22 protein-coding genes are annotated in these 23,793 nt (G+C 48.6%); 7 read left to right on the top strand and 15 right to left on the bottom strand.

The features are described 5' to 3' along the window. The first annotated feature begins 76 nt into the window (after positions 1-76). Both hydF and HNQ47_RS03775 read left to right on the top strand, forming a co-directional pair. On the top strand, positions 77-1,270 hold the full coding sequence (hydF, locus tag HNQ47_RS03780; protein ID WP_183327664.1) for a [FeFe] hydrogenase H-cluster maturation GTPase HydF: 1,194 nt from the start codon (positions 77-79) through the stop codon (positions 1,268-1,270). 50 nt (positions 1,271-1,320) lie between these two features. Beyond that, complete coding sequence (locus HNQ47_RS03775; RefSeq protein WP_183327663.1) at positions 1,321-1,902, top strand: hypothetical protein; 582 nt, start codon at positions 1,321-1,323, stop codon at positions 1,900-1,902. Here HNQ47_RS03775 and HNQ47_RS03770 read toward each other — a convergent pair. Genes HNQ47_RS03770 through pfkB form a run of 3 tightly spaced genes read right to left on the bottom strand, consistent with a single transcriptional unit; the run spans position 1,899 to position 5,985 of the window. After that, entirely contained in the window at positions 1,899-3,176 is a 1,278-nt protein-coding gene (locus HNQ47_RS03770) for a zinc-binding dehydrogenase (protein ID WP_183327662.1), read from the bottom strand. The genes HNQ47_RS03775 and HNQ47_RS03770 overlap by 4 nt on opposite strands. Positions 3,177-3,189: 13 nt before the next feature. Continuing rightward, positions 3,190-5,049 carry a PTS mannitol transporter subunit IICBA gene (locus HNQ47_RS03765; RefSeq protein WP_183327661.1) on the bottom strand — a complete coding sequence of 620 codons (1,860 nt, stop codon included), beginning with the start codon at positions 5,047-5,049 and terminating at the stop codon, positions 3,190-3,192. 18 nt (positions 5,050-5,067) lie between these two features. Further along, a complete protein-coding gene (gene pfkB, locus HNQ47_RS03760; protein WP_183327660.1) occupies positions 5,068-5,985 on the bottom strand; it encodes a 1-phosphofructokinase in 918 nt (305 codons plus the stop codon). A 165-nt stretch (positions 5,986-6,150) separates the two neighbouring features. Here pfkB and HNQ47_RS03755 point away from each other — a divergent pair, with 165 nt between their 5' ends. Beyond that, on the top strand, positions 6,151-6,903 hold the full coding sequence (locus HNQ47_RS03755) for a DeoR/GlpR family DNA-binding transcription regulator (RefSeq protein WP_183327659.1): 753 nt from the start codon (positions 6,151-6,153) through the stop codon (positions 6,901-6,903). A gap of 8 nt (positions 6,904-6,911) precedes the next feature. Beyond that, positions 6,912-7,517, top strand: coding sequence for a lactate utilization protein (locus HNQ47_RS03750; protein WP_183327657.1), 606 nt, complete (start codon positions 6,912-6,914; stop codon positions 7,515-7,517). Positions 7,518-7,643: 126 nt separating this feature from the next. On the opposite strand, the gene HNQ47_RS03745 is transcribed toward HNQ47_RS03750, so the two are convergent. The 4 genes from HNQ47_RS03745 to hxlA are packed head-to-tail and all read right to left on the bottom strand — an operon-like array spanning position 7,644 to position 11,901. Continuing rightward, the gene (locus tag HNQ47_RS03745) at positions 7,644-8,795 is read right to left on the bottom strand and encodes a mannitol-1-phosphate 5-dehydrogenase (protein ID WP_183327655.1); all 1,152 of its coding nucleotides are present in this window, start codon (positions 8,793-8,795) and stop codon (positions 7,644-7,646) included. Positions 8,796-8,808: 13 nt separating this feature from the next. Next, positions 8,809-10,683 carry a PTS mannitol transporter subunit IICBA gene (locus HNQ47_RS03740; protein WP_183327653.1) on the bottom strand — a complete coding sequence of 625 codons (1,875 nt, stop codon included), beginning with the start codon at positions 10,681-10,683 and terminating at the stop codon, positions 8,809-8,811. 12 nt (positions 10,684-10,695) lie between these two features. Next, positions 10,696-11,256: a 6-phospho-3-hexuloisomerase gene (gene hxlB, locus HNQ47_RS03735; protein ID WP_183327651.1), complete on the bottom strand. Its 561-nt coding sequence runs from the start codon at positions 11,254-11,256 to the stop codon at positions 10,696-10,698. Between the two features lie 15 nt (positions 11,257-11,271). Further along, positions 11,272-11,901, bottom strand: a complete 630-nt coding sequence (hxlA, locus tag HNQ47_RS03730; RefSeq protein ID WP_343052890.1) for a 3-hexulose-6-phosphate synthase — start codon at positions 11,899-11,901, stop codon at positions 11,272-11,274. A 213-nt stretch (positions 11,902-12,114) separates the two neighbouring features. Here hxlA and HNQ47_RS03725 point away from each other — a divergent pair, with 213 nt between their 5' ends. Further along, complete coding sequence (locus HNQ47_RS03725; protein ID WP_183327649.1) at positions 12,115-12,876, top strand: DeoR/GlpR family DNA-binding transcription regulator; 762 nt, start codon at positions 12,115-12,117, stop codon at positions 12,874-12,876. 149 nt (positions 12,877-13,025) lie between these two features. On the opposite strand, the gene HNQ47_RS03720 is transcribed toward HNQ47_RS03725, so the two are convergent. The 5 genes from HNQ47_RS03720 to HNQ47_RS03700 all read right to left on the bottom strand — a co-directional run bounded on the left by HNQ47_RS03720 (position 13,026) and on the right by HNQ47_RS03700 (position 17,449). Next, the gene (locus tag HNQ47_RS03720; protein WP_183327647.1) at positions 13,026-13,229 is read right to left on the bottom strand and encodes an SDR family NAD(P)-dependent oxidoreductase; all 204 of its coding nucleotides are present in this window, start codon (positions 13,227-13,229) and stop codon (positions 13,026-13,028) included. A gap of 183 nt (positions 13,230-13,412) precedes the next feature. Continuing rightward, entirely contained in the window at positions 13,413-14,375 is a 963-nt protein-coding gene (locus HNQ47_RS03715; protein ID WP_221247992.1) for a P1 family peptidase, read from the bottom strand. Next, positions 14,372-14,824 carry a GNAT family N-acetyltransferase gene (locus HNQ47_RS03710; protein WP_183327645.1) on the bottom strand — a complete coding sequence of 151 codons (453 nt, stop codon included), beginning with the start codon at positions 14,822-14,824 and terminating at the stop codon, positions 14,372-14,374. Before HNQ47_RS03710 ends, HNQ47_RS03715 begins: the two co-directional genes overlap by 4 nt. A 56-nt stretch (positions 14,825-14,880) precedes the next feature. Beyond that, complete coding sequence (locus HNQ47_RS03705) at positions 14,881-16,821, bottom strand: NAD(P)/FAD-dependent oxidoreductase (protein ID WP_183327643.1); 1,941 nt, start codon at positions 16,819-16,821, stop codon at positions 14,881-14,883. Beyond that, positions 16,814-17,449: a TetR/AcrR family transcriptional regulator gene (locus HNQ47_RS03700; protein WP_183327641.1), complete on the bottom strand. Its 636-nt coding sequence runs from the start codon at positions 17,447-17,449 to the stop codon at positions 16,814-16,816. The genes HNQ47_RS03705 and HNQ47_RS03700 overlap by 8 nt, the downstream gene beginning before the upstream one ends. 135 nt (positions 17,450-17,584) lie before the next feature. Here HNQ47_RS03700 and cysK point away from each other — a divergent pair, with 135 nt between their 5' ends. Together cysK and HNQ47_RS10070 are read left to right on the top strand one after the other, a co-directional pair. Further along, positions 17,585-18,514: a cysteine synthase A gene (gene cysK, locus HNQ47_RS03695; RefSeq protein WP_183327639.1), complete on the top strand. Its 930-nt coding sequence runs from the start codon at positions 17,585-17,587 to the stop codon at positions 18,512-18,514. Positions 18,515-18,522: 8 nt separating this feature from the next. Further along, positions 18,523-19,545, top strand: coding sequence for a methylated-DNA--[protein]-cysteine S-methyltransferase (locus HNQ47_RS10070; RefSeq protein ID WP_246346039.1), 1,023 nt, complete (start codon positions 18,523-18,525; stop codon positions 19,543-19,545). A gap of 2 nt (positions 19,546-19,547) precedes the next feature. On the opposite strand, the gene HNQ47_RS03685 is transcribed toward HNQ47_RS10070, so the two are convergent. The 3 genes from HNQ47_RS03685 to HNQ47_RS03675 all read right to left on the bottom strand — a co-directional run bounded on the left by HNQ47_RS03685 (position 19,548) and on the right by HNQ47_RS03675 (position 23,789). Next, positions 19,548-20,057: a phosphatase PAP2 family protein gene (locus tag HNQ47_RS03685; protein WP_221247990.1), complete on the bottom strand. Its 510-nt coding sequence runs from the start codon at positions 20,055-20,057 to the stop codon at positions 19,548-19,550. A gap of 68 nt (positions 20,058-20,125) precedes the next feature. Continuing rightward, positions 20,126-22,021, bottom strand: coding sequence for an ABC transporter ATP-binding protein (locus HNQ47_RS03680; protein ID WP_221247984.1), 1,896 nt, complete (start codon positions 22,019-22,021; stop codon positions 20,126-20,128). Beyond that, positions 22,005-23,789: an ABC transporter ATP-binding protein gene (locus HNQ47_RS03675; RefSeq protein ID WP_183327635.1), complete on the bottom strand. Its 1,785-nt coding sequence runs from the start codon at positions 23,787-23,789 to the stop codon at positions 22,005-22,007. The genes HNQ47_RS03680 and HNQ47_RS03675 overlap by 17 nt, the downstream gene beginning before the upstream one ends. Positions 23,790-23,793 lie beyond the last annotated feature (4 nt).

Genomic DNA, 23,793 nt, shown 5'->3' with positions numbered 1-23,793 from the left:
ATTTTATATTTTTGCCAGTCCGGATGCAATTTTCGGTTAAGCAAGGTAAAATAACTAAATAAAAGGAGGCTTCCTTATGAACATGAACCAAACGCCATCGGGCGAACGGATCCACATCGGCTTGTTCGGCAAACGCAACGCCGGTAAATCCAGCCTGATGAATGCGATCACCCACCAGAATCTGGCGGTTGTTTCTGAAATTTCTGGCACCACGACTGACCCTGTCAATAAGGCCATGGAACTGCTGCCGTTAGGTCCGGTCGTCTTTACCGATACCCCAGGACTGGATGATGTCGGCGAACTGGGCGCACTGCGCATCCGCAAAGCTTACCAGGCATTGAATCGAACGGATATAGCGCTGTTGGTCTTAGACGGCAAAGCCGGTCTGTCTGCGGAAGACCAGGCCATTCTTGAACGGATCAAAGCGAAAGCCATTCCTTATCTGATCGTCTACAATAAAGCCGATACCGTTGCCGACCGATCCGATCTGCCGGCTGATTCCATCTGGGTCAGCGCCAAGACCGGCGAACATATCGAAGAGCTGAAAGAACGCATCGCCGCGATGGACCGGCCGCCGGAAACCGAACGGCGCATCATCGGCGATCTGCTGCATCCAGGCGACACCGCTGTTCTGGTCGTTCCGATCGACTCCGCCGCGCCCAAGGGACGTCTGATCCTGCCGCAGCAGCAGACCATCCGCGACATTCTCGATACCAACGCGACAGCAGTAATATGCAAAGAAACCGAACTGAAAAAAACGCTGGCCAATTTGAACCAGCCGCCGCGCGTGGTCATCACGGACAGTCAGGCATTTGCGCACGTCGCCGCCGATACGCCGGACGATGTGCCGCTGACTTCCTTCTCGATCTTGATGGCCCGCTACAAAGGCGACCTGGAAACCTTAGTCGATGGCGCTGCGGCCCTGGAGACCGTGCAGGAAAACGATACGATCTTGATCAGTGAAGGATGCACGCACCATCGGCAGTGTGAAGACATCGGCACGGTCAAACTGCCGCATTGGATCGAGCAGCACATTGGTTTCAAGCCGCACATCGAAACGACCAGCGGCACGGAATTTCCGGATGATCTATCCCCGTATAAAATGATCATCCACTGCGGGGGCTGCACCCTGCCCAAGCGGGAAATGAGTTATCGCATCGCATGTGCCCGCGATGCCGGTGTACCGATCACCAACTACGGCGTGGTGATCGCCTATATGCAGGGGATCCTGGACCGGTGCATGCGCGCTTTTGCCGCTCTCTCCGCTTAAATTGGACGCACTGCTTTCTGTTTCGTACAAAAGAGAAAGGAGTGCTTTTTATGTGCCGAAAAATCGTGGTATGGATCGTATTCTTATTTTGCCTCAGTGCCTGCAGTCCGCCGGAACCGGTGATCGATCAGACGGTCAGCTATTATGATCCGGATCTGCATGTTGTTTATTATGGATTCCGCATCCAGGATCCGCGGCCGCTGCGAAATGTCCAAGTCAAGCTTACATTTGATCAGCAGACACAGACCGTGACGATCCCCCGCGTCGATCAGACGATGTACTATGCCTCTGCCGTTGAAATGAGCAAACCCAAAACCATGAAGGTCCGCCTCCTGCATTATGCATGCGGCAAAAAACGCAGCATCGATCCGCTGCAGATCAGCGCGGTGCACATCGACAAAGGGACCTATTCGACGACCTTGTCCGGCCTGGTCAAAAATCGTTCCCAAAAGACGGTGACGCCGATGATCACAGCGGTATACCGCCGGCACGGCAAGCCGGTGGCGATGAAAGCGGGATTTGCCGACCGGCTGAACGCAAAACAGGAAAGTCATTTTGACTTTCCTGTTCAAAGCGATTCCCTGCTGCCAACATATGACAGCGTTCATCTTTATGTCTATCCTATGAATTAATCGATCGCATCGACCGTGACACCGAAGTGTTCGAAGATCATCTTCTCTGCCTCGGCATTCCACAAACCATTGTGGGCCTTGCAGCAGGCATCCAGTTCTTTAAAGAACGGATCCGTTTCACCGAGTTTGCCAAAATCTTCGATGGCGGTCATCGGCATGTTGAACTGCGTATAGGCCAGCTTTTTGCCGCCCGGCAGATTCGGCAGGTTTTTCGTTGCTTCGGCGATCGAATCGATGCCGCCGACATGAGTCACCATGACCGCCGGATCAATGATATCATCGGCGGCCAGCTGATTGGCTTCGATCAAATCATCGTTGTTGCCGCCGGTCGTACCCATGATGTGGGTCGCGTTGTAGTGGCAGTCATACAGATTGACCTTCGCACGGAAATCTTTATTGCTGGGGCCGGAGAAAAACGACATGCAGCCATCATAAGCCAGTACCTGATTGCCCAGTTCCGCAACGGCCGGGATCGGTACATAGATCAGCACATCATCGTAGCCGTGACCGTCCGTCAGATCCATCAGGCCTTGTTTCGGATCATCCATAGCAGCGGTGTTGACATACATCAATTCGACACCATGTTCTTTGGCCCAGGCCGGGGAGACCACTTCTTCGGCGCGTTTGATCTTTTCATCGTTGACATCGGTCACCACGATGCGTTTTGGATGATAGTCGCAGACCACACCGTAGGAAACAGCACCCAGTCCCATCGGACCGCAGCCGCCCATGATGATCAGATTGCCGCCGCGCTTCAATCCCATTTCATGATGGTACACACCTTGTTTCGTATGATACTGGGCGTGCATCGCACCGATCGAGCAGGACAGCGGCTCGCCCAGCGAGGCTTTATAGAAGCTGTCGCCATGGAACGGCATCAGCGCACCGACTTCCATTGCTTCATGCGGGAAAATGCAGTAAGTGCAGTCTCCGCCGAAATATTCATACGAATAGCCCGGGGATGCCATCGATCCTTTGTAGTTCAGCGCCGGCTGCTGCGCAAAGCGCATGCCTGGCTTGAATTGATCCTGCCATTTTTTGCCGACTTTGACGATCACGCCGGCAAACTCATGGCCGGTGATGACCGGGTGGGTATCGATGTTCTGCGGCGCACGTTTATGTTCCTTGCCCTGCAGCGCCAGTTTATATGTTGACATGCACAAGCTGTCGCTGTAGATCTTCGCTAAGATCTCATCATCCTTGATTTCCGGAAGTTCGAACTCTTCCAGACGCAAATCCATTTTTCCGTACATTCTTACTGCTTTTGTTTTCATATAGGCCTCCTATTTACTTAAATAGATTATATATCTCATCGACATCCATTTTCACAATTTTTTCGACATCTTCGGTCGTGCTGCATGCTTCAGCGATCTTCTGCAGGGCAGCCATGTGATCGTTGCCGACGGAAGCGACACCGATAACCAGCTTGACGATATTGCCGTCGCCCCAGTCCATACCATCCGGATAAGTGAAGATCGCAATACCGGAATTCTTGATTTCACCGGTCATGGATTCAATGCCGTGCGGGATGGCGATCTCATTGCCGATGGCGGTATTGAAGACTTTTTCTTTTTCAAACATCGCTTCGGTATATTTCTCGGTCGTATAGCCGCTTTCGTACATCACTTTGCCCATTTCTTTGATGACTTCTTCTTTGTTCTTTTCCGGGCCGTTCAAGTGAATATTCTTCTTGATCAGGATTCCGCCGTGGAAGTCCGAACCTTCGGCATTTTCTGGATTGGTATTCAGACGGGCATCCTGCAGTTCTTTGATGATTTCATCGTATTCCGGTGCGGTCATGAAATCGGTGATCGTAACAAGCTTGGCATTCGGTGCGCTCTTCACTGCACGTTCGGCCAGATCCCGATGGCAGACAACCAGTTCGGTGCCGGCTGGAATTTCAGATACCGGAGCGTGTGAAACGGTAATGTTGTCAAAACCGGCGGCAGATAATTTTCGCTGCAGAACAGCTGAGCCCATCGCCGAACTGCCCATTCCGGCATCACAAGCGAATACAATGTGATCTAACGTACGTAAATCGACTTTCTGGCCGGATTCACTGGTCGTATAAGCCGTAGCGCCTTTGGAGGCTGCTTTCATATCGGCCATCTGATCCGATGCAGAATCCAAAGATTTCTTGGCATTGCTGAAACGAACGATCGGGCTGGCAATCAGGAAGGATACACCGGCAGCGATGACGATGCTCAATAATACCTGAATGGTTTCGCCCTTCGGTGCCATGCCGACAAAGGCAAAGATCGATCCCGGAGAAGCCGGTGAAACCAGACCCAGTCCCATGATGGAATTATAGATCATCGCGCAGACCGAACCACCGATCGTTGCCAGCAGCAGCAGCGGGTTCATTAAGATATACGGGAAGGAGATCTCGTGGATACCGCCGAATAAATGCACGATCAGAGCAGCCGGAGCCGACTGTTTTGTATGTTCATCTTTGGCAAAGAAGGAATAGGCCAGCAGCACACCAGTTCCCGGACCTGGGTTGGTTTCGATCATATAGAAGATCGAACGGCCGGTTTCTTTGACCTGCTCGGCACCCAGCGGAGTGAAAATACCATGGTTGATCGCGTTGTTCAGGGACAGGACTTTGGCCGGTTCGACGAATACGGAGATCAGCGGTAATAATTGATGGTTGACCAATACCTGCACACCGGCACTTAAGACGTTCAGCACACCGGCCATGAAAGGACCAATGACATAGAAGCCTAAGATCGCCAGCAGCATCGCCAGGATTCCCAGAGAGAAGTTGTTGACCAACATCTCAAATCCCGGTTTGATGTGTCCTTCAAACATAGCATCGACTTTCTTCATGCACCAGCCGGCAAACGGACCCATGACCATGGCGCCCATCAACATGGTATACTCGGTACCGCAGATGACACCGATCGTTGCGACAGCACCGGCTACCGCGCCGCGCGGTCCGCCGACCATCTTGCCGCCTTGGTACGCAATCAGCACCGGCAGTAAATACGTCAGCATCGGTGTGCCGATCGTAGCCAGTGCAGCATTCGGCGTCCAGCCGGTATCGATAAACAGGGCGGTCAATAGACCCCATGCGATGAATGCGCCGATGTTCGGCATGACCATTCCGCTTAAAAAGCGGCCAAACGATTGTACTTTTTCTTTCATGTTTTCCTAACCTTTCTCTCACTCAAAACATTTTCGGCTGTTCTTTAATAAGGCTTCCACTTCCGTTTTTGTTGCCAGCTCTTTGGAAAAAGCACTGGCACTTCCGGTGCAGACACCGTATTCAAACGCCTTCTGATAATCATGATCCTGCATATATCCATACATGAAACCGGCAACCATGGAATCACCGGCGCCGACGGAATTTTCCACTTTTCCTTTCGGCGCTTCGGCCCGGAACGATTGGCCGTCTTCGGTCAGCAGCACGGCACCCTCACCGGCCATCGAGACCAAGACATTGCGCGCTCCCATCTCCTGCATTTTTCCCGCATAGTTCAGCACATCGTCTTTTTCGGTAATTTCTGTCCCGAAAATTTCCGACAGCTCGTGGTTGTTCGGTTTGATCAGGAAGGGATGGTACGGCAGCACCTTGACCAGCAGGTCCCGGGTCGCATCGACCACAATGTTGATGCCGCGGCCTTGTAAATGTTTCATGATGTCCATATACATCGTCTCCGGCATACTAGAAGGAATACTTCCGGAAAGGATCAATACATCGCCGGTCTTCAAACCATCAAGCTTTTCATACAGCTTCCGGATATCCGCGTCCAAGATCTTCGGCCCGCGGCCGTTGATCTCGGTTTCTTCATCGGAATGCATCTTCACATTGATGCGGCTCAGCCCGTTTTCGGAAACAATGAAATCGGTTCGTACGCCCATGTCGCCAAGACGCTTCTCAATTTCCTTTCCGGTAAACCCGGCCACAAATCCCCAGGCAGTGCTCTCGATGCCCAGGTGCTTCAGCACAATGGAAACGTTGATTCCTTTGCCGCCGGGAAAGATCAATTCCTCATCCGTCCGGTTGATCTGTCCGGCGCGGAATTTTTCCACATGGATGATGTAGTCCAGCGATGGATTGAATGTTACAGTGTAAATCATCTTCGTTCCTCCTGTATGCGTTTTCATCTACGCTTTCAGTATAACGACTTCATTTGATTTATCAATATATTTGAACGCAATTCAATCAAATACTCATTGTTTTATTGAATATAGATTGTTATAATGATTAAAACGATCATAATAATGATTATTTTGGAGGTTCTTATGTCGAAGCAAGAACGATGGACCACAATTATCGAGATCTGCCGCAAGCAGCAGTCCGTTTCGGTCGATGCGCTGGTGGATACGCTGCACGTTTCGCCGGCCACTGTCCGCCGCGATCTGCAGCAGATGGAAGACCTGAATATGGTAGAACGCTATCATGGCGGCGTCCGCTTGTCCGGCACCCAAATGCAGGAACCGGCCATGATGATCAAAAGCCAGACGCATCATACAAGCAAGCGCCAGATCGCATATACGGCTGCCAAGCTGATCCAGGACAACCAGATGGTTTATATCGATGCCGGCAGTACGACCTATGAAATGTTGGAATTCATCACTGCGAAAAACATCACCGTCGTCACGCCGGGGATCCCCCATTTACAGATCTTAGGACAGCGGCATATTTCGACGATCATGTTGGGCGGCAATCTGTACTGGCCGACTGAAGCTGTAGCCGGCAAACAAGCCATCCGCATGATGGAAGAATTCTATTTTGATATTTCCTTTGTCGGCACCAACGGCATTCATGAGCGCGTCGGTTTCACGACATCCAATGAATTGGAAGCCGACACCAAGGCTCTTGGCATCCGTCATTCCGATCATCCGTACATTCTGGCGGATGCGTCAAAATTCAACGTGCTCTGTCCGGTGCCTTTTGCCGATCTGGATGAAGCTATTATCATCACCGATGACATCGGTTCCTTCCCGCCGGATCGGATCCGCTACATCACCACGGACGGCAGAAAACATGTATAGGAGGTCATATGAAAAGTTTTGATAAAGTAAAAAAAGCATTGGAAGCCAAAGGCTATCAGGTCAAGTGCTTTGATACGGCCAAAGAAGCAGCTGATGCGTTGGATGCAGAAATTGATCAGAAAACCGTCGGCTTCGGCGGCTCGGTCACGTTGGATGCGATGGGTTTATATGAACGTCTGCAGCCGCATAACGAAGTGTATTGGCACTGGCGCATTCCGGAAGGCCAGACCGCAGAAGACATGCGGAAGGCAGCTGCACAGACCGAACTGTATATTTGTTCCGCCAATGGCTTATCCGAGGACGGCATGATCATCAATATCGACGGCTACGGCAACCGCATTGCCTCTACCCTTTATGGGCATCAAAAGGTCATCTTTGTGATCGGCGAAAACAAGCTGGCGCCGACTTTCGATGAAGCACTGGCCCGTGCCCGCAATATCGCCGCCCCGAAAAACGCCCAGCGCCTGCATAAGAAGACACCGTGCAGTGTCCTGGACAAGTGCGCGGACTGCCAAAGCCCGGAACGCATCTGCAGGATCCTGAACGTGCTTTGGGATAAGCCAACATCCACCGACTATGAAGTCATCCTGATCCATGAAGATCTTGGGTACTAAAAAGACGGACTAATTAAGTCCGTCTTTCTTTCGAATTGCATTTATTCAACATCGTATAATCAACCTGCTTAGCAAACTAAATCAGAGGGAGAATCTGCAGTTGAAATTATACGTAGTAAATAAGGATCAAACGAGAGAATTGTAAATTTCAACAATTCTTTTCGTCATGCGGTCATTTTTATCTAATCCAATATACTTTTTGATTGCTGCTTCGACACCATTCTCTGCAATAAATTTTTGAAGCGTCACAGCCTGCTTATCTTTTTCATATTTATAAGCAAGCGCACATGCACATGCTTTCAGCAAGTATTCATTATCCAATCCATACTTTTCACATTTGATTGCAGGGCCCATGATTCTTTCATTTGGAGCGATCTTACGAATTGGTTCTCTGGCAACTCTGGTAACCGGATCAGCAATGCCTGGAGTTGTATATCGATTAATGATCATCTTATCATAATAGGACACAAGATCTTCATGTTTGAATCCATATTCTCTTTCTAAGGCAGATGCGGATTCCATTACTGCTTTCTTCATTTCATCAACGAGTTCTGGGTCTTTCAAAGAATCCTGAATGGTTTTATAGCCTTTGATATAGCCAAAATAACTCGTCACCGTATGACCGCAATTTACCATATAAATTTTTCGTTCCAAGTACATACCTAAATTTTTCACATATTCCGCATTTTTAATTGGTTTGTTTTCAAGATCATCTAGCTTGTTTGCCTCAATGACTAATTCATAATCATCATCGATTTCAATACCATTTTTTCCATGGTGGTTCCCTTCAAAAACCATGCGGTCAACTGCTGTATTTGGATAAACACCCACTTCATCTAATTGCTCTTCCGTAATGTTTCCAGAATCAATCATCGCTTTTTTCAGCATATCGGTTCCCATGATCGCATTTTCACATGCCATCACAACGACTTTTTTCTTGCCTTTGTTTAAACGGCTTTTCAAACCATCTGCTAACAACGGAGCAATTTTTACCAAATTCGTAGCCATCACAGATGTTGTAACGATCTCTGCATTAGCGATTTCTTCAATGATCTGATTGTAATCTGTATTCGTAAAATATGCTTTTACATGATCGATCACCTTTTCTTTATAATCGTGGTCGAGCAAAAACAAACTATATTGATGATCTTTATTTAATGTATCAACAACAGATTGGTTCACATCGACAAAAGTGATATCGTATCCACTGTCATGTAACAAATCACCAATAAATCCTTTTCCAATTTTACCGGCTCCAAAATGAACTGCTGTTTTCATTTTTTATTCCCTCCTAAAATTTAAGTACGTTCTTAATATCCATTTTCGTTTTTGCCGTCTTCAATGCTGATAAATTCTTTTCATCAAGCATAATTTCGCCTAATTTTCCTAAGATTTGTACATGTTCTTCACCTTTTCCGGCAACACCAATCAGCAAATATGCCATATTGCCATCAAAATCGACACCGTCCGGTACTTGGATCAAGCAAATTCCAGAGGTCAGAACATTTCCTTCCGATGCGGATAATCCATGCGGCAGCGCAACACCATTTCCGATATAAACGGATACATCTTTATCACGCTCGATCATGTCTTGTTTATACTGTTTTGTGGTATAACCGTTTTTAATAAAGATATCTGCGCAAGCTTCAATGGCTTGTTGTTTGTTATCAAACTTAGCTCCTAAAACAATATTCTCATCCGGGAAAATATCTTTATTTACTTTTTGTACATTTTTTTGATCATCTACATCATTTTTTGCCGGCTGATTCACGTTCTTACTTTTATCTGACATCTGCTGGATATGATTAGCAATACTGTCGTACTCCGATTCGTCCATAAAGTTTGATAAGGTTAAAATTGGGATCTTTCCACCCGTTACCATTTCAGCTCTCTTCGCCAGGTTTTCATTTGTAACGACTATATCTGTATCATTTGGTATTTCTGATACGGCAACATGTTTAATTTCTGGATTCAGGCCAATATTTGCAAGCCTTTTCTTCAAAATTGATACACCCATTGCACTCGAACCCATACCTGCATCACAGGCAAACACAATTTTATTTACTTCCCCTAATGGTTGAGTGAAAGGAATAAAATTAGCAGCCGTACTTTCACCTTTAGCATCCTCTTCGTCTAGAGTCTCCTCTTGTCGGTAGTGTTTTAAAATAAATCCGGTAACCACAAATGTAATGCATAAGGATCCAAAGTATGCAATTGCATTAACAAGCATGCTGTCTTTTGGAGTCATCATAAAATAGGCAATGACGGATCCTGGTGAAACTGGTCCAACTGTACCGCCGCCAAATGCGGTCAATACGAACAGAGAAAACATATTACCTGCAATCGGGCCTAAAATTGTGATCGGCATCGTTAAGCAGTATGGGAAACATACTTCTGCAATACCGCCGAAGAACATGATCAGCACAGCACCTGGTGCACTTCTTCGGGCAGATTTATTGCCAAATTTTGCGAACGCTGCCGCAAGACCAACCCAGCAAGCTCCGCTTGCTTCTACCAAAAATAAGACTGATTTTCCAGTTTTTGCAGCTTGTTCAATACCTAACGGAATCATAATGCCATGATTGATTGCGTTATTTAAGAAGAGGATCTGAGCAGGCTGTACAAAGAGTGCTGCTAATGGAATTAAATTCTTATCACACAATACCTGTACGCCGCTTGATAATACGTTCTCGATTGTTGTTAATATAGGTGCTGCAATGACGTAGCCCAACAGGCAGAGAGCTAAACCAATCAAACCAAGAGAAAAATTGTCAACCAACATTTCTAATCCTGGTTTTACTTTACCTTCCACAGCTCGATCAAACTTTCTGATACATACAGCTCCAAGCGGTCCCATGATCATTCCGCCGACCAGCATTGTTACACTGCTGCCAACGATCATGCCCATTGTTGCAAATGCGCCGATGACACCGCCGCGGCGGCCATATACGTTATATCCTGCCGTATAGCCAATCAATAATGGTAAACAATATGTTAAAATCGGGGAAACGAGTTCGTTCAAATATGCATTTGGGATCCAGCCCGTATCAATAACGAACGCTGTCAATAAACCCCATCCAATAAAGACGCCAATATTTGGCATTACCATCGCACTTAAAGTAGAACCAAATTTTTGGATTTTTGCTTGTGTTGTTTTTGCTTCCATACTTATACCTTCTTACTCCATATTTGCATGTCGGCTAAACATTTCATCTTCTGTTTGATGCAGCAGCGGCATCAATTCCATAATCACTGAATCATAGGTTAACCAGCTCAATTGTTCAAACAAGCTTCCCATCGGCTGCTGCGAAAGATTTGTGTTGTTGACTTCTTCATTTTTCGGTGTTGCCCCTGGGATAACGACAACTACATCAGCCATTGATCCAATCGTGGCTTTTGGATCAATTGTCAATGTAGCAATGCTAGCACCTGTTGATTTGGCTTTTTTTGCATTGGAAACAAGAGAAGCCGTTGTGCCGCTTCCTGATCCAATGACCAGCAAGTCTCCTTCGTGAATAGAAGGTGTGGTTGGTTCACCGACAAAATAAACGGTCAGTCCTAAATGCATAAGCCGATTTGAAAACGCTCTGGCAGCAAAACCAGAACGTCCTGCGCCATTGACAAAAATACGTTTTGCTTTCAGAATTGCCTGTACGAAACGGTCGATATCTTCTTGCGTTACATACTGGCTGTACTTACTAATTTCCTCGGAAATGATTTGTAGTTTTTTTGCCTTCATATTTATTACTTCTTTCTATTTTATTTTTTCAGCGATTGCATGAGCAGCAGCAACCGGATCTTTAGCATGTGTGATTCCGCCGCCGACAATGATGACATCGGCACCAACCTTTTTATAATCAGCTACTGTTTTGGGATTAATTCCTCCGGCAACGGAGATCTTCGATTTTTTCGAAACTTTTTTCATTTCGGCTAATTTTTCCAACGGGGTAATTCCAACGGCTTGTTGATCGACACCTACATGAACACCAATAAAATCAACACCGATTGATTCTATTTCAGCTACACGTTTCGGAACATCTTCCACGCAAATCATATCGACCATGACCTTCTTGCCATATTTTTTTGCAGCCTCTAAGCATCCTTTAATCGTTAAAGAATCGGTCACTCCTAAAACTGTGCAGATATCCGCCCCGGCAATGTATGTTTTTTCAGCTTCATATTCACCGGCATCCATAATTTTTGTGTCCGCTAAAATCAGTTTTTCTGGAAACCGTTTTTTCAGTTCACGAACAGCTCTCATGCCTTCCTCGATAATAAATGGTGACCCGACCTCAATAATGTCAATATCGTCTCTCACTTTTTGAACAAGAGCTAACGCATCATTCAATTCCAAGTCATCTAGCGCAAGTTGCAATTTCATCATCAACGCTCCTCCTTTATTGCAATTCCACAAATATTTGTGATTTACGCAATTATATTACCATTATAAGTGTGGTTTGGCAACATTAAATGTTGCATTTACATATATTTTTTGTGGAATTTGCACTTTTCTTGGAGAATATTGCTAATGCTACACGAAATGCTGTAAAATATGTGGGAAAGTAATTTGAATTAAACACAATTTTGAGGAATAAAAATGAAAAAACTGAGTATAGAAGAACGACGAAAACAAATTATTGAACTAATATCCATCAACGGAACGGTTAAAACCAGTGAATTAGCGGAAAAATTAGGCGTTTCAAGTGAAACGATCCGCAGAGATCTAAATGCATTAACAGAAAATGGCGAAATTAATCGTTGGCTTGGTAATGCGGTCGTTCACAAAAATGATTTTGGTATCTATCCTATATCCTCCCGTCTGGAAAACAATAAAGAAGAAAAAATACGTATTTGCAAAGAAGCAATCTCTTTAATTGAAAATGATTCTGTATTTTTTCTTGATACAGGAAGCACCGTACTGCATTTTGCCAATCTGATCAAAGACAAAGAATTTACGATCATAACCAATTCACTGCCTGTAGTGAACACTCTGTTCGATACAAAAAACAGAATCATATTTACCGGAGGGTATATCAACACAAAAGTTTCTTGCAGCTACGGTCCAGAAACAATATCGTTCTTGCAGTCGGTAAGAGTTGATGCGGCAATCATGGGGACATCTGGCTTTGAAAGGCATAACGGTCCGACTACGAATAACTTTGAAGATCTAGATGTGAAGCAGCATGCGATCAACTGTGCTAAGAAGACTTTTGTATTGAGCGATTCAAGTAAAGCAACTTACTCATCGATGCTAAAATATGCAAAATGGTCCGACATCGACGTTTTAATCACCAGTCAGGAGACCAATAAAAACATCATCGAATCTTTATCTAAAAGCACAAAAGTAATACAAGTATAGTTTGATATCTATAAAAAAGACCCGTGAGATCTCACTCATGAGTCTTTTATTATTAAGTTGATATCTTTTAATGCATCAACCCCTGTTAGTAACTTGTTGATGATGATATCCGGCTGCCAGCCGTTCTTTTTGCACATATCATAAATAAACTAGGCTGCTGTCGGTTTGGAAAGATCGGCTGCAATTGTATGTGCTTTGATACCATTTCTGTTTTCGGTTTCCTTCGCCTGTTGATCAAGCTTTGTCTGATTTCTTCCGACCAAAATTAAATCCCCGTGATTTGCAGCATGAATATTCATAAAACATGTTCCTAAACCGCCATATGAACCTGTGATCAGTGCTGTATTTTTCATAATTGATTCTTATCCTTTCTTTATTGCTTACTGCGCCTGAGTCATTTGACGTCCTTATCATAAAAAATATTGATGTTCATTGGAACATCAATCCATGCCGCACGCTCATCAATTTGTGCCAATCTTTTGAATAGAAAAAGGAGACCACTGATTCAAGTGCTCTCCGATATTTGATAACTTTTTTTATTTTTCCTTTATAAAATCCGCTGCACACTTCAGTCCGTACTGCGGAGGCGTATGCAGGGCTGCATGATCAATGGCCTGTGCCGTCACTTTAGCTGCCAGGGCACCGACAACATTCACATCTGCCGGTACATGACCGCCGCTCAACGCATAGAGCGTATCGCCGTCAAACATCGTATGGACCGGACGGATGGCACGGGCCATGCCGTCATGCCCCATGCCGGCTATCTTTGTCAACATCGTTTTGTCAAACTGCGCATTGGTCAGGATCACACCGATGGTCGTATTGGCATGCGGGGCCAGCTGCTCGGCCATGGCGATCAGCGTGTCTTCCGACGAAGCATCCAGCGTGCCTTCTTTGCTTAACTGGCCAGCCAATTTTCTGCCGGTTACCGGGTCGTAGATATCACCTAACGCATTGACCGCTACGATCGCGCCGACCATCAAGTCGCCGACCTGCACAGCTGCCGAACCTATGCCGGAATTCATCATGAAGGCAGAACCGGCCGCCTTGCCGACCGTTGCTCCTGTGCCGGCCCCGTAATTTCCTTCCTTAAAATTCGGGGCATTCACACACGCCTGATAAGCCATATCTTCATCGGGACGGACCTTCGGATCGCCGACGCCTAAGTCAAAAATGCATGAAGCACAGACCAGCGGCACACAGCCATATTCGGTCTGAAAACCAATGCCGCGCTCTTCCAGATAACGCATCACCCCGCCGGCACAGTTCAGTCCGTATGCGCTGCCGCCGGATAACACGACCGCATTGACCGCATCACAGGCCGCGATCGGATCAAGCAGACCGGTTTCCCGGGAAGCCGGACCGCCGCCGCGGATATCCATGCCCGCCGGCGCACTATCCTGTGCCAAAATGACCGTCACGCCGGTCGCTGCTTCCTGATTCTCTGCCTGGCCGATCTGAAAGCCAGGAATGTCTGTTACTGAAATCGTTTTGATCATTTTCTCTCCCTCGTTTCATATTTCATTTCCGTATACGTCATTTCCGAAAAACCCAGCCGGCGATATAAATCGATGGCTTTCGTATTGCCGCTGGAGGCTTCCAGCCGGAACACCGTATCCGGATATTTTTGTTTCATAAAATTAAAATAGCGATGTGCCAGACCGCGGCTGCGTGCTTCCGGTTTCAGATACAAATCTTCGAGCCAGATACACGGCTTGCCAAATTCGGTCGCGAAACTTTTGGCTGCCATGGCATAACCGACGATCTGCCCGTCTTCCTTCATAACGTAGCCTTCCAGATATGGTTCGTCCTGCAGACATCGATTGACATTCTGCTCAAAGATTTCAGTCGATCCATTGGTATGAACGGCCGGCGAAGCATAAAAAACTTTCATCATTTCTATGACGGTTTGGGCATCTTTTACCCGCATCGTATGAATTTCGATCATTTTATCACCTCCTTAAGGATACCACAGAAAAAAGCCTCCCGCAGGAGGCTTCCTCTTTATTCATAAACAAACGCTTTATCGTAGCCGGCATGTAACGCTTCCCGGATCTGTCCTGGCTGCTGGCAGTCACCAACATAAATGACCTGATCAAAAGCCTGCTGCAGATCATCGGCCAGACTGCGGTCCGGTTTGACGCCCATGGCCAGAACGACCGCATCACAAGGAATTTCCGTGCGCTGACCATTGGTTTCGACAATGGCTTTGCCTTCTTCGATTTCCGTCAGCTTGGTGCTGGTCTTCACTTCGGCACCGTTTTCTTTCAATGCCTTCATGATCGGATACAGTGCGCTCTTATACAATCCGGCACCGACATTGTCCATCATTTCGACCACGGTCACCTTGTTTTTCTTATTTACGGCCAGATATTCTGCCGTTTCCAATCCGGTGACACCGCCGCCGATCACAACGATGTTCTTGCCTTCCAGATCCGCTGTACCTGTCAGCACATCGGTACTGGTCACCGCTTTGTCCGTACCTTTTAATGACGGAATGATCGGATATCCGCCGGTAGCCACGAAGACTGCCTCGGCATGCACGGCTTGGCACGCTTCCACGGTCCCCGGCGTTGACAGACGCACATCCACACCGGCTTCCTTCATTTGAAGCGCCATCGTATCGATGAATTCCAGCAGGCGTTCTTTATGCGGCGGAACCGCAGCTAAATTGACCGTGCCGCCTAAATGTTCGTGTTCTTCAAAGAGCACCGCATGGAATCCACGTTTTGCCAAGGTCAAGGCTGCTTCCATACCGGCAGGTCCGCCGCCGATGACCGCAACCGTACGGCCGGCACCGTCTTTTTTCAGATGTTCCTCGCCAATGAGATACTCACGTCCTAAAACCGGATTCAAGGTGCATTCCAGCGGACGGCCCATTGCGAGCAGACGGAAGCACTCCATACAATTGATGCATTTGCGGATCCGCATATCGTGGCCCGCTTTGGCCTTGTTGGTCCATTCCGGATCGGCCAGCTGACCGCGGGCAACGCCGACAAAGTCGCTGACACCATCTTCCAGCAGTTTTTCCGCTGTTGCCGGATGCTTGATATTATTGACCGCGATCACCGGCAGATCGATATTTTCGCGGATCGTCTTCGCCAAGTTCACCTTCTGCGGCCAAGCTTCCGGATAGGCATTCGGTTCGACAATGGTAATACCGGATTCATACGTACCGCAGCTGACATCGATCACATCGACGCCTAATTTTTCCATCGTCTTCGCAACGACGACCGCCTCGTCCAGATGCAGACCGTCCGGGATGAACTCATCGCCGTCCATGCGGACACTGATGACGAACTTCGGTCCGCAGTACTGACGGATGCCCATGACGATCTCGATCAAGAAGCGCATACGTCCCTGCAGATCACCGCCGTATTTGTCCGTCCGATGATTGGTGTGCGGCGACAGGAACTGACCGACCAGATAACCATGTGCGGCATGGATCTCCACACCATCCGCACCGCCTAACTGGGCGATCACTGCGCCGGTCACGAACTTTTTGACCAGACCTTCGACTTCTTCCGTCGATAAAGCACGCGGCTGTTCACCGATCGTAGAGCACGTCACATCGGATGCAGAAACTGGCTGGCGGCCGCCGATCAGCTTGCTGGAAATCTGATTGCCGGCATGATGCAGCTGGATCAGGATCTTCGTGTCGTAAGCATGAACAGCATCGGTCAGACGCACCAGGCCTGGTACAACTTTCAGATTGGTCACGGACAGCTGGCAAGGTGTGCTGGCGCCTTCGGCGTCATCGATCCGTGTAATTTCCGTAATGATCAGGCCTGCCCCTCCTTTAGCCCGGGCCTTGTAGTATTCGATCATCTGCGGTCCCGGATGGCCGTCCGGCTCTGCCAGACTGCAGCCCATCGCGGTCATGACCACACGGTTCTTCAATTCCAAACCGCCGATCTTGCCCGGTTCAAACAATTTATTATACATATGTATCCTCCTTATCTGCCTGCGGCAGAAAATAACCATCGAGAAAACAGGAAACCGCCTGGTTCAGCTGATCTTCGATATCCGCCGATTCCCCGTTGATCAACATGGCATGATGCAGAAAATGAAAATAACCGGTCACCGCAGCATGCGCAAATGTATACACTTCCCGTGCCTGGGCGGCCGTGCAGAAATCCGTCTTGGCTTCAACCAGCACCATGACCGTATGATACGTTTCACTATACGTGTTCGGCTCACGGACCAAAGAAGGATAACCAAAACGGCTGACCAGCATCATCAAACGGACAAAAAAGCGGTCTTCTTTCACCGTACGGCTGACGACGTTGATCAAATGTTCCTTAAATTGATGATAGGAAATAACTTGTTGGGCATCCAGCCAGTCCCGTTCTTTCGCAAACCAACGGGCATAATTCTGCCGGATCAATTCTGTAAACAGAGCTTCTTTTTTCGGAAAATAGTCAAAAAAGGTGCCTAGCCCGATGCCGGCAGCGGCACAAAGCTCCCGCATTGTAATATCAGAATAGGTTTTCGTCTGAAACAAGTCAGCGGCTGCTTTCAGCAGCAGCTCTCGTTTTTGGTTTCGTTGTTCTTCGGTCAAATAACGTGGCATGATCATTTTCTCCGAACACTGTTCATCTAAATACAGTATAAAATTGAAAATCACCTTGGTCAATAAGAACCAGAACTATTGAAAATCTATCGTCAAACCGATATAATCGGCTTTGGAACTTATAAGGAGATATTTATGATCTGCAATAATATATTAGAGGCCATGGGACACACCCCGCTGATCCGCCTGAACCGCATGGTTCCGGACGATGCCGCGGAGATCCTGGTCAAATTTGAAGGGCTGAATGTCGGCGGCTCGATCAAGACGAGAACGGCTTACAATATGATCCGGAAGGCCGAAAAAGAAGGCCTCCTCCATCCCGACAGCATCATTGTAGAGCCGACCAGCGGCAACCAAGGCATCGGCCTGGCTTTGGTCGGCGCAGTGCGCGGCTATCAAACGATCATCATCATGCCGGACTCCGTCAGTGAGGAACGACGGAAACTGGTCCGTCATTACGGTGCGGAAGTCAAATTGGTCCACGATGACGGCAACATCGGCAAATGCATTGCCCAATGTGCAGCCATTGCAGATCGCATGAAAGCGGAAAATCCAAAGGTATTCGTACCGCAGCAGTTTGAGAACCCAGCCAATCCGGCCATCCAGCGTGACGGCACCGGCATGGAGATCATTGAAGCGGCCAATAAGCCGATCCATGGTTTCTGTTCCGGCATCGGGACCGGCGGTACGATCACCGGCATCGGCGAAACATTGAAAAAATACAACCCGGGCATTGAGATCTGGGCGGTCGAACCGGAAAATGCCGCCATCCTTTCGGGCGGTTCGATCGGCACCCACCTGCAGATGGGCATCGGCGACGGCATCATTCCGGCCATCCTGAATCAAAACATCTACAACAATATCTGCATCATCAACGATGAAGATGCGATCAAGACCTCGCAGCGGTTAGCACGGGAAGAAGGCATCATGTGCGGAATTTCCAGCGGCACAAATGTCGCAGCCGCCATCCAGCTGGCAAAGAAACTTGGCAAAGGCAAGACCGTGGTCACGATCCTGCCGGATACCGCGGAACGCTACTTCTCGACCCCGTTGTTTGATGAATAAGGAGCATTATGGAAATTCGCAAGACACAACTAACCGATGTCGATCGGCTGGAAGAAATTTATGCCGGCGCCCGCCGCTTCATGGCCGAGCACGGCAACCCGAACCAATGGGGCCCGACACACTGGCCGCCCCGTTCGGTCATCGAAGAAGATATTCAAAACGGCCATTCCTATGTCTGTACAGACAAGGACCGCATCGTCGGCACCTTTTGTCTGGTCTATGGGGCGCATGCCGACCCGCAGTATGACCGGATCACGGAGGGCAGCTGGCCATCCCGCCTCGCCATGGATCCGGATAAAGCGGAACAATACGGTGTCATTCACCGACTGGCCGGCGACGGATCGGTCAAAGGCATCGGCGCTTTCTGCCTGGAGTGGGCCTTTGCGCGCTGCGGCCATCTGCGCATGGATACTCACGGCGATAATACCGTCATGCAGAATTTAATGAAAAAGTCCGGTTTCGTACAATGCGGCATCGTCCATGTCATTGAAGACGATATCCCGCGTCTGGCCTTTGAGCGCTTTGATCCGGATCCGCAGCTCAAGATTGCTTTTTATCAGTCGCCGTTTGGCTGGCTGCAGATGACCAGCGACGGCTATGTCCTAACTGGTCTTTCCTGGTCGGATAAACCAACGGCTCCTTCGCAAAGCTGTCCGGTGTTCGACGAAACAAAGACATGGCTGGATCGGTATTTTCAAAAAGAAGATCCAGGTCCGCGGCCTTTCTATTATGCCCAGGGCACACCGTTTCAGCGCGCTGTCTGGTCACTTGTCGCACAGGTCCCTTACGGACAGACCGCGACCTATGGAATGTTGGCGGAACAGTTAAAGAAAGCGACCGGACGCCGGCAGTCTGCTCAGGCAGTGGGACAGGCCGTCCGTAAGAATCCGATCTCCATTCTGATCCCCTGTCACCGCATCATCGGCCAGAACGGCCGCTTGGTCGGCTATACGGCCGGAAACGGCAGCGCGGCCGATGGTTTAGATATCAAAGCCGCTTTATTGAATCTGGAACAAAAAACGACCTGCTGAAATCAGCAGGTCGTTTTGTCACGGGCCGAAGTAAGTCTCACGGCTGCCCAGCCGCAGAAGATGCCGACTGCCGCGCCGACAAGTACATCTGACGGGAAATGAACATACAGGTATAATCGGGAAAAGGCAATGGCACAGGCAGCGATCACCGCAAGCAGGCGCCATTTTTTCGGCCCGCGCAGCCAGATCACCGAAGCTGCCGCAAAAGACAAAGCCGAGTGGCCGGAAGGAAACGAATAGCCCCGCGGCGCCGATATCAGCAGCTCGATGTCCCGGATCTCAAAAGGCCGCTCCCGCTGAAAGAGAGGCTTCATGCCAAGCGACACGATCAGATGTTCCAACAGGATCGCAACCGACAGTATAATGCCGATCTTCCGTGTTTTCGGGATCAGCAGCAGCACAGCGGTCAGCACGAACCATAAAGAAACGCTGTTGGTGATGATCGGCATCAATGCATCCAGAAATGGTGTCCGAAGATTTTGAATACCGTCAAGGATTGCCCAATCGATCATGTGTTTGTCCTCCCTCTGTTTTGATTGCTCTATACAGTAATCAATTTCAGCGGGCTTGTCAAGCGCAATTACTCCAGCTCAAATGCACCGGTATACAATTGATAATACATGCCCTTTTCGGCAATCAACGACTCGTGGCTGCCTCGTTCAATGATGCGGCCATGATCCAGGACCATGATCACATCCGAATTCTGCACGGTAGACAGACGATGCGCGATCACGAAGACCGTCCGGCCGGCCATTAAGTTATCCAGTCCGGACTGCACCAAGGCCTCGGTGCGGGTATCGATGGAACTGGTCGCCTCATCAAGGATCATGACCGGCGGATCGGAGACTGCAGCTCTGGCAATGGACAGCAGCTGACGCTGGCCCTGCGACAGGCTGGCACCGCCGTTTTTCAATACCGTATTGTATCCATCCGGAAGCATGCGGATAAAACTGTCCGCATTGGCCAGTTTGGCGGCCCGGATACAGTCTTCATCACTGGCCTGCGGATTGCCGAAGCGGATATTTTCCATGACCGTATCGGTAAATAAGTTGACTTCCTGCAGGACCATGCCCAGACTGCGGCGCAGATCGGCTTTTTTGATTTTATTGATGTTGATGTTGTCATAACGAATCTTGCCGTCGGAAATATCATAGAATCGGTTGATCAAGTTCGTGATGGTCGTTTTGCCGGCACCGGTCGCGCCTACAAAAGCGATTTTTTGGCCCGGATTTGCATACAACGTAATATCATGCAGCACGGTTTTATCCGGCACATAGCCAAAATCCACATGATTCATCGTGATGGCGCCGCTCAGTTTCGTATAGGTCAGCGTACCGTCATGATGCGGATGTTTCCACGCCCACTGACCGGTCCGTTCGGCACATTCGGTGATCTTGCCGTCTTCATCGATGCGGCAGTTGACCAAAGTCACATAGCCCTCATCGGTTTCCGTCTGCTCATCCATAAACCGGAAGATCCGATCAGCACCGGCCAATGCGGTGATCATGGAATTCAGCTGCGCAGAAATCTGCGAAAGCGGATTGATAAAGCTGCGCGTCAAGGTCAGGAAGGAGGCGATCGTGCCCAGGGTCAGGATGCCTCGGCCGCTGATCAAACCATAGTTTGTCAAGCCGTTGATTGCCATATAGCCGCCGATGACCGCGATCACGACATACAATCCATATCCCATAACATTCATGATCGGCATCATCGCATTGGACTTGCCGTTGGCTTTAGATGAGCTTTGCCGCCAGGCTTCGTTACGCTCTTCAAAACCATCAACAGCTTGCTTTTCATGGTTGAACACCTTGATGACCTTCTGCCCGTTGACCATCTCTTCGACATAGCCGTCCAAACTGCCCAAGGATGTCTGCTGCTCGGTAAAATAACGGCCGGCCGAAGCAGAGATCCGCTTGACGACCAACAGGATCAGCACAATGACAACGATCGTAAACAACGTCAGCCAAAGCGATAAATAAAGCATGCAGGCAAACACCGCAATCATCGTGAACAACGAAGAAATCAGCTGCGGTACCGACTGTGCGATCATCTGACGCAGGGTATCCGCATCGTTGGTGTAAAGCGACATGATATCGCCGTGTTCATTCTGATCAAAATAACGGATCGGTAAATTCTGCATATGACTGAACATATCATTACGGATATCTTTCATCGTACGCTGCGCGATCACAACGGAACGCCGGTTGTAGATCAGTGTTCCAAGGATACCGAATGCGAAGATGACTGCCAGCACCGCCAACATATGCAGCAGACCGCTGTAATCGGGGTTCGCTGTTCCCAACAACGGCATGATATAGTTATCGATCAAAGTCTGGATAAACATCGAAGACGCCGCAGTAGCCAGAGCAGAAACAATGATGCAGACCACGACCAAGACCAGTTCTTTTTTCTGTTTGGTCATATATCCGATCAAACGTTTCATCGTTTGTCCTTGAATTTTATTGTTCTTTTCCATCGGACGAACCTCCTTTCCGGGTCTGTGATTCATAGATCTCGCGGTAGATCGTGTTATTTTTCACCAATTCATCATGCGTGCCGACGGCATTGACATGACCGTCATCCAGAACGATGATCTGATCCGCATTCTGAACTGAGCTGATGCGCTGGGCAATGATGATCTTGGTCGTTTCCGGCAGATCCTCCCGGAACGATTTCTGGATCAAGGCATCGGTCTTGGTATCCACGGCGGAAGTTGAATCATCCAGGATCAGAATTTTCGGCTTCTTCAGCAGGGCACGGGCAATGCACAGCCGCTGTTTCTGCCCGCCGGAAACATTGCTGCCGCCCTGCTCGATCCGTGTTTCATAACCGTCCGGGAACTGTTCGATGAACTCATCGGCACAGGCCTGATGACAGGCGGTCTTGATTTCTTCGTCCGTTGCGGATGGATCGCCCCAGCGCAGATTCTCATTGATCGTACCGGAGAACAGTTCATTTTTCTGCAGGACCATCGCCACGCTGTCGCGCAGCGTCTGCAAGTCATAGTCTTTTACGTTCCGGCCGCCGACCTGCAGCGTACCGCTGGTAACATCATACAGACGCGGGATTAACTGAACCAGCGACGTCTTGGCCGAACCGGTCGCACCGATGATGCCGACGGTCTGACCGGAATCGATTTGTAGATTGATATCGCTCAATACATTTTTTCGTTTCTTCTGCGTGAGATCATTCGATGCGGTCTGGTAACGGAAGTTGACATGATCGAAGGTGATGCTGCCGTCTTCCACTGACATGACCGGATGTTCCGGGTTGGTGATGTCGGTCTTTTCCTGAAGCAATTCTGCGATCCGCTCCATCGAAGAGGAAGCAATCGTGATCATCGCAAAGACCATCGATAAAATCATCAAACTCATCAGGATCTGGATCGAATACGTCAGCAGTTCGGTCAGATTGCCGGCCGTCAGACCAAGCGCCGGATTGTTGCCGGAAGCGACGATCATCTTGGCACCGATCCACGCGATCAGCAGCGTGCATACATACATACAGAACTGCATCAGCGGCGAGTTCAGCGCGATGATCTTTTCACCTTTGCAGTAGTATTCATACACTTTCTGACTGATGTTTTTGAAACGGCTGATTTGTCCCTCTTCCTGATTAAAGGTCTTGACGGCCCGGATGCCGCGTACGTTTTCTTCCACGATATTGTTCATGTTATCGTAGGTCCGGAACACACGGGTGAAGATCGGACGTACTTTCAAGATGATCAGCACCAGGCAGAAACCGAGCAGCGGAATGATGATCAGAAAGATCATGGAAATCTTCACGCTGATGCTCAGACAGACGATGAAACAAAATAAAATCATGACCGGACCGCGGATGGCCATGCGGATCAACATCTGATAAGCATTCTGCACATTGGTCACATCCGTGGTCAGACGGGTGATGATCGAAGCGGTCGAGAATTTATCGATGTTCGAAAAAGAAAACGTCTGAACATTTTTATACATGTCCGACCGTAAATTGGCACTGAAACCAGCGGCTGCCTCGGCGCCGAAATGAGCGCTGAGCGTGCCAAAAAAAAGTTCCAACAATGCAAAGATCAAGATCGCAATGCCGTATTTCCAAACCATCGGCATTTTGCCGTCGGTGATACCGTAATCGATCAAGTTGGACATCATCATCGGAATAATAATTTCCATCACGACTTCCATGATGGAACAAATAACCGTCAGCCAAGAGCTTTTCTTGTACTGCCGCATACTTTTCAACAAAGTTCTTATCATACGA

The organism is Catenisphaera adipataccumulans, from assembly GCF_014202755.1.
In the GTDB taxonomy this organism is placed as follows: Bacteria; Bacillota_I; Bacilli_A; order Erysipelotrichales; family Erysipelotrichaceae; genus Catenisphaera; species Catenisphaera adipataccumulans.
Note: the sequence above shows the minus strand (reverse complement) of the source record. Positions and strands in the feature narration are given on the sequence as shown.